Raw genomic sequence first — 6,985 nt, forward strand, 5'->3', positions numbered from 1 at the left:
GTTTACTATTCCTCTGTACTTCAACCCTGATCCGTCAATTCGGCAAAGGTTGTCTGCTCATCTGTAATGGTGACTTGGTCAAGAATCCAATCTACGACCTGATCTTCCATCACAACATTACGTACTGCTGCTAGTTGCTGCTCATCGTTGTAGTAGTAATTTACCACTTCTTCAGGCTTCTCATAACTGGCAGCAAATTCATCAATTCTCTTCTTTACTCGATCGTTATCGACCTGAATGTCGTTTTGCTTAACTATTTCGCTAATCACCAATCCAAGAGTGACCCGTTTTTTAGCCTGTTCTTCAAACATTTCACGGGGCAGCTCGAAGGTTCCAGCCCCCTGGCCCAGCTGCTGCCTGGTCTGCTTACGCAGCGCTTCGATCTCCTCATCCACCATCGCAGCGGGGATGTCGATCTTGTTCTGCTCATAAACCAGATCCATTGCCTGATTCTTCACTTGGGCTTCGATTCGTTGTGCAAGCTCGCGCTGCATATTTTCACGCACATCCGCTTTCAGCTTATCAACGCCATCCGCTGCACCAAACTCCTTGGCGAACTCATCATTGACCTCAGGTAGTACCTCTTCTGAAATATCGCTGATCTCTACCGCAAACGTTACAGGTTTTCCTGCCAACTCTTCCACCCGGTAGTTTTCAGGGAATTGTAGATCGATGCTGCTCTTCTCCCCTTTCGACATACCAACCAGGGCAGTTTCAAAACCTTCGATCATTCTTCCTGAACCCAATACAAGGTCGACATTCTCAGCACTACCGCCCTCGAAGGCCTCACCATCTATGGTACCTGTAAAACTGATCTTTACCTGATCCCCATCTGCAGCAGCTCTATCGACGCTATTCCAGGTTACACGCTGCTTTTGCAGCTTCAGAATCATCTCATCGATATCCTGCTCTGTGATCTCTGCAGCTGGGCGTTTAACCTCACCTTCTACCTTACTCAAGGTAATTTCAGGCATTACTTCCAGAGTGGCCACGTAGCTGAAACGTCCCTCTTCATTTGATTCGCCAGGCTCAATTTTTGGCATGCCCGCAGGTTGCAGCTTCTCTTGCTGTATGGCCTCCTGATAGCTGGTCTCTATCATCTGGCCGTAGACCTCCTGCAATACCTGTCCGCCATAGTTACGACGTAAAAACTTCATAGGTACCTTACCAGGACGAAAACCATCCAACTTGGCGGTTCGGCCAATCTGCTGTAGGCGCTTCGTCACTTCCGCATCGATCTGCTCTGCAGGCAACTCGACGGTTAGACGTCGCTCAAGCCCTTCTCCCGATTCCACCGAAACTTGCATGTATATTCTCCTGACAGCCCTATCTGTCATTAAATTCTTAATTTGGTATGGAAATTTCCTGCCAGTCTAACTTATCGACCTTCAGGGAAAAATGGTGCGAAAGGAGAGACTCGAACTCTCACGGGTTACCCCACAGGAACCTAAATCCAGCGCGTCTACCAATTCCGCCACTTTCGCTTGATTCTGCCAGATCACTGGTTTCTAAGCCCCAATTACCCAGCTGTGAACTGACCATTATAACGATCTAGGGAGTAAGTCTCTACGGCAAATGTGAACCAAAAGTGCGGTTATTTCACTTTAAGTACATTTTTTGACGCCTACAAGCTCAAACTCCTTCTGTTTTTATACCTTCTCAGACCCTGGATCAAGATAAAAAAATTCGCGTTATACTAAGTTTTGTTAATTTATATCAATAAGTTAATAAACACCGACAGGCTAAAAAAGCCAGCCGCCTGTTGAAGTTCAGGAAACTTCAACACGATCAACCCGCTGAAATCCCCTCGGCAACTTTGCACCACGCCGCCCCCTTTCGCCCTGAAAACCGTCCAGATCAGAAGGTTTGAGCACGATATAGCGCTTACCCGCATGGGCGGTAAGGCTGCCACCCTTTGGCACGACGGCAATAGCAACCACAAACTCCTCTCGCGCCGCCACTCGTTTTGGCGGAATTGAGATTAATTTATTACCTTTGCCTCGGGCAAGTTTAGGTAGTTCTGCGACCGGAAAGACCAACATACGCCCCTCATTGGAGATGCTCACCACCCGATCCGACTCGAGATCGGTGATCATTTCCGGCACCATCACCTGCCCCCCTTTGGGCAAACTCAACAAGGCTTTACCTGACTTGTTCTTTGCCAGCATATCTGCCAGTCCAACCCGGAATCCATAACCAGCATCTGAAGCCAGCAGATACTCTTGCTGGGTATCCCCACCCAATACCGCGCAGAATGTAGCACCGGTAGCTGGAGAGAGCCGACCTGTAAGCGGCTCCCCCTGACTACGTGCAGAGGGCAGGGTATGTGCGGGCAGAGAGTAGCTACGCCCATTAGAATCCAAAAACACCGCCTGCTGGTTGCTTTTTAAACGGGTAGCAGCAAGAAATCCATCACCCGCCCGATAGTTCAAACCTGCCGGATCGATCTCATGCCCTTTTGCTGTACGAGCCCAACCCATCTCTGAGAGCACGACTGTGACTGCTTCGCTTGGGGTCAGATCTGTCTCATCCAAGGCTTCAGCAGATTCTCGCTCGACAATGGGGGAACGCCGCTCATCGCCGTATTTTTCTGAGTCTGCCTGCAACTCTTTGCGAATCAGGGTGCGCATCCGCTGTTTGGAGCCAAGTAGTAATTGCAGTGATTTGCGCTCTTTTTCCAGCTCATCCTGCTCACCCTTTATCTTCATCTCTTCCAATTTGGCCAAATGGCGCAGACGCAGATTGAGAATTGCTTCCGCCTGCACCTCAGAGAGAGAAAAACGTTTGATGAGCTCAGACTTGGGATCATCTTCATAGCGGATAATCGCGATTACCTCATCAATATTAAGGTAGGCGATCATTAAACCGTCTAAGATATGCAATCGCTCAAGCACTTCATCCAGGCGATACTGCAATCTCCGGCGAACCGTTTCGGTTCTAAAACTGAGCCACTCAGTAAGCAGCCCACGCAGATTCTTCACCGCAGGACGGCCATCAATACCAATCATGTTCAGATTGACCCGATAACTCCGTTCAAGATCGGTGGTGGCGAATAGATGTGACATCAAACGAGCCACATCAACCCGATTGGAACGAGGCACAATCACCAGGCGGGTTGGGTTCTCATGATCGGACTCATCCCGTAGATCCTCGACCATCGGTAGTTTTTTGGCCTGCATCTGGGCCGCAATCTGCTCCAGTATTTTCGCTCCGGATACCTGATGAGGCAGTGCAGTGACAATAACGTCGCCGTTCTCGCGATCATAGCAGGCACGCATCCGGATCGAACCATGCCCTGTCTCATAGACCTTGATCAGATCTTCGGCCGGGGTGACGATTTCAGCGTCAGTTGGATAATCCGGTCCTGGAATGTACGCCATCAACTCTTCAAGAGTGGCCTTAGGCGATTCCAGGAGATGGACACAGGCGCCTGCAACCTCCCGCAGATTATGCGGCGGAATATCTGTCGCCATGCCGACCGCTATACCTGATGAACCATTCAACAGTACATTCGGCAGTCTTGCAGGAAGAATCTCAGGTTCGCGTAGGGTGCCATCAAAATTGGGCGCCCACTCCACTGTCCCCTGCCCCAATTCTGAGAGCAGAGTTTGCGCATAGACCGTCAACTTGGATTCGGTATATCGCATTGCGGCAAAAGACTTAGGATCATCCGGCGATCCCCAGTTACCCTGCCCATCCACCAGTGGATAGCGATAGGAAAAGCTCTGGGCCATCAGCACCATCGCCTCATAACAGGCTGAATCACCATGGGGATGGAATTTACCCAGTACATCACCGACAGTTCGCGCCGACTTCTTGAATTTAGCCCCCGCACTCAAGCCAAGCTCAGACATGGCATAGACAATCCGGCGCTGAACCGGCTTCAGCCCATCGCCGATATTTGGCAGCGCCCGGTCGAGAATGACATACATGGAATAGTTCAGGTACGCCTTCTCGGTAAACTCATTGAGGGGAACCCGTTCGATCCCCTCAAAACTCTGATCGATTTTATCAGTCATCTATTGTGTTAAGTGTTGCTACTGGCCAGGAAGAGGCCAGATGATACGGAAAGCGGAGGAGTTAGGGAATACGTGGCGTCTCACGCAAGCTACGAATAAGCAGAAAAACCACCAGCGGCAGCAGATAAGAGAGTCCAGCCAGCCAGTAGTATTGCTGGCCCTCAAGCGCTCCTGAAAGGTTCAGTACCGCTAACAGCGCCCCGAGTGAGACTCCCCCCAACAAGAGAGAAAACAGAGCCTGTTCAATAAAACGACGCCGCTGAAAACTGCTGCTTAAGAAATTTTTCACCAATTTCAAACAGGCAATCCAGGTTATCAATAGCAGAGAGAGGTAGAACGGACCGGGTGAACCACTGAATATTATCGACAGGTGAAAAACCAACTGAGTGGCCAATATCACAAAAAACAGCATCCCATAATTGACATAACGTAGAGGGGTCACTTTCAGCCAAATGGGCATATGGCTCAGCACAGCACCAAAAAGAGATGCGGGCAAAATTGCAAACATAAGATCGAAAATCATCCAATCCCAGGATTGACCCTGCAACAGCAAGAGCTCTATCAGCCACAGCAGCAGACTGAACAGTCCTGCTGCAGTTAATAATCTTACCGGTGTCTCTGTCAGCCAGACCCAGGCGGGAAAGGATCGACTGCGTCCAACATTTGCGGATGAGGGGATGGTGATGCACATGGGAGAAAGTATCGCCAAGTGATAAGCAGCACCACCATGATATCCATCAATCAGGTGATGCATAGCCCCTTCTACACAGGATTATTTGTGCTCAACCTCGCTACCAACTGGCTCATCAAAGCAACAAACCTGTGGAGCCTGTAGCTTCATCGATCACCTTATTAATAAACACCCTCTATCATCTCTATGAGGGAATCCCGTAGAATCCTCAACAATCCAACAGTGACAAGATCAGGAAAGCAATATGGCCACCCCATTCTCCACCCCCCAAGATGCTGAAGATGCCTACTATGATGCAATCGATGAAAAAAACCTAAGTGCCATGATGGCGGTATGGGATGAGAGTGAGGAGACCCTCTGCCTGCTTCCAATGATGCCCATTCAACGCGGCAGGGCGGCAATCGAAGAGGTCTGGTCCTCCTTACTCAACAGCGATATTTCTCTGGAGATGCAGATCAAACACCTCAGCTGGATTGAGTCAGAGAGTATCGCCATTCATCTGATCGAAGAGTGGGTCAATGCTGGCCCCGAAGCGGGGATGCAACCGGTCTATGCCACCAATATCTTTCGCAAGGGTGATCAAGGCTGGCATCTGATCATGCATCAGAACTCTCCTACACCACCACCAGAACTGAAAGCGTAGTGGAAAATCACAAACTGGTACTGCCCCAACATCTTAACCAGTATGGCTACCTGTTTGGCGGCAACCTGCTGAAGTGGGTCGATGAGTACGCCTGGATTGCAGCAGTTCACGACTACCCCGGTCGACACTTCGTAACCAAAGGCATGGATCGGGTAACCTTTCATCGCAGCGTGCAGGAGGGTGCCATTCTCCGTTTCGATATCCAGCAGAGCAAAAAGGGTGAGTCATCGGTTCAATACCGGGTCTCCGTACTTGCCGAAGATTCTGAATGCGGTCAGGAGTCGAGCATATTTTCAACCACGATCACATTTGTATCCCTTGATGACTCTGGCAAAAAAACTGCTATCTGAATATCTGAAGTCCAGCAAAGAAGGAAAAAAGAAAGGCCTCTTACTCAATTCTGAATATCCTGGATAGCAACTTCTCGGAAGCCTCAACTTAAGGGCACCTCTATTAAATGCTTATCAGCGCCTCGACCAGTATCCTGCCAACATAGAACCAGACAAGTTGTGCCATATGGAGAATATGGCACCTGGCAATGCTGCTGCAGCTGAAAGATATTTAACCGACAAAGCAACACCCAGCCCTGAATTCTGCATACCTACCTCTATAGCCAAGGTACGGCATATCCTCTCATCCCAACCCAACAGGCGAGAGATCCAATAGCCACCTGCCAGCCCAATCAAGTTATGCAACATAACAGCCAAGGCCAATGCAACCCCGATACGTGCAATATTCCCTTGGTTAAGGGCAACAATTATGGCAATGATCACCACAATTGCTAAAACGGATATCAGAGGAAAAAGGTGTTTAACCTGTCTCAATTTACGACCATAAAGTGTGTTTACCAGAACCCCCAATGCAACAGGCAGCAGGACTATTTTAAATATCGACCAAAGCATACTCTCCACCGGCACAGGGACTTTCTCACCAACGTAGACCCAGGTAAGCAGCGGCGTGGCAATGATTGCCAACAGAGTCGAAGCTGTTGTAAGGGTTATGGATAAGGCAACATCCCCTCGAGCCAGATAACAAATCACATTCGAGGCAGTTCCTCCTGGACAAGCCCCAACCAACACCATTCCAGCCATCAGATAGGGCGGCAATCCTAATAATTCGGCAATCATCCAGGCCGCAAAAGGCATCAATGCGTACTGCAGCAGAACCCCGACACCGATCAGGCTTGGTTTTTTTACAGCACTTTTAAAGTCGACCCAGCTCAGAGTCATACCCATGCCAAACATAACCAAGCCCAACAGAGGCACTATTGCTGGCTTTAAACCGGCAAACAGATCCGGAACAAAATACGCCAAGAGAGAGAGCAGTATCGCCCACACAGGAAAGAGCCGGGTAATTTTATCAATCATCTATGACACGCTATCAAGAAGAACCACAGTTTTGAAACAGAATAACATTGACGGTTAGATGTCAACTCATAACCTGCTCAAAGAAAACTGCTATCCCCCACAGAGGTGGTATTGTAAATGCAATCTGTGGATATTCGAAAATAGATTTTGAGCACAAAAGAAACAGGGGCTTGTGTGCTTCAGCCTTAGTGGTGGGGCATGGCCCCACCCTACGCAAACTGTTTTGATGCACAGGAAAAAATCGTAGGGTGGGGCCATGCCCCAC

Annotated in this window: 6 protein-coding genes and 1 tRNA gene; 2 read left to right on the top strand and 5 right to left on the bottom strand. The window is 49.3% G+C overall.

Going from position 1 to position 6,985, the window contains the following annotated elements:
- Positions 1-20: 20 nt before the first annotated feature.
- From tig to AC4IE7_RS21385, 4 genes are all read right to left on the bottom strand, one after another.
- Positions 21-1,307 (bottom strand): trigger factor, encoded by a 1,287-nt coding sequence (gene tig, locus AC4IE7_RS21370; protein ID WP_490778905.1) that lies wholly within the window; start codon positions 1,305-1,307, stop codon positions 21-23.
- Positions 1,308-1,399: 92 nt separating this feature from the next.
- A tRNA-Leu gene (locus AC4IE7_RS21375) sits at positions 1,400-1,484 on the bottom strand.
- A 285-nt stretch (positions 1,485-1,769) separates the two neighbouring features.
- Positions 1,770-4,019, bottom strand: a complete 2,250-nt coding sequence (gene parC / locus AC4IE7_RS21380) for a DNA topoisomerase IV subunit A (protein WP_490778906.1) — start codon at positions 4,017-4,019, stop codon at positions 1,770-1,772.
- 61 nt (positions 4,020-4,080) lie between these two features.
- Positions 4,081-4,773, bottom strand: a complete 693-nt coding sequence (locus AC4IE7_RS21385) for a hypothetical protein (protein ID WP_490778907.1) — start codon at positions 4,771-4,773, stop codon at positions 4,081-4,083.
- 181 nt (positions 4,774-4,954) lie between these two features.
- Between AC4IE7_RS21385 and AC4IE7_RS21390 the strand changes: the two genes are divergently transcribed.
- Positions 4,955-5,353, top strand: a complete 399-nt coding sequence (locus AC4IE7_RS21390; protein ID WP_490778908.1) for a YybH family protein — start codon at positions 4,955-4,957, stop codon at positions 5,351-5,353.
- Positions 5,353-5,703, top strand: a complete 351-nt coding sequence (locus AC4IE7_RS21395; RefSeq protein ID WP_490778909.1) for an acyl-CoA thioesterase — start codon at positions 5,353-5,355, stop codon at positions 5,701-5,703. Before AC4IE7_RS21390 ends, AC4IE7_RS21395 begins: the two co-directional genes overlap by 1 nt.
- Before the next feature lie 114 nt (positions 5,704-5,817).
- On the opposite strand, the gene AC4IE7_RS21400 is transcribed toward AC4IE7_RS21395, so the two are convergent.
- Positions 5,818-6,720 (bottom strand): bile acid:sodium symporter family protein, encoded by a 903-nt coding sequence (locus AC4IE7_RS21400; protein WP_490778910.1) that lies wholly within the window; start codon positions 6,718-6,720, stop codon positions 5,818-5,820.
- Positions 6,721-6,985 lie beyond the last annotated feature (265 nt).

It is taken from the genome of Candidatus Thiodiazotropha sp. AKAK3, assembly GCF_058244645.1.

Excerpts from the sequence above, each read along its gene's own strand:
- tig (WP_490778905.1), bottom strand. The coding sequence starts at position 1,307 with ATGCAAGTTTCGGTGGAATCGGGAGAAGGGCTTGAGCGACGTCTAACC.
- parC (WP_490778906.1), bottom strand. The coding sequence starts at position 4,019 with ATGACTGATAAAATCGATCAGAGTTTTGAGGGGATCGAACGGGTTCCC.
- AC4IE7_RS21385 (WP_490778907.1), bottom strand. The coding sequence starts at position 4,773 with ATGCATCACCTGATTGATGGATATCATGGTGGTGCTGCTTATCACTTG.
- AC4IE7_RS21390 (WP_490778908.1), top strand. The coding sequence starts at position 4,955 with ATGGCCACCCCATTCTCCACCCCCCAAGATGCTGAAGATGCCTACTAT.
- AC4IE7_RS21400 (WP_490778910.1), bottom strand. The coding sequence starts at position 6,720 with ATGATTGATAAAATTACCCGGCTCTTTCCTGTGTGGGCGATACTGCTC.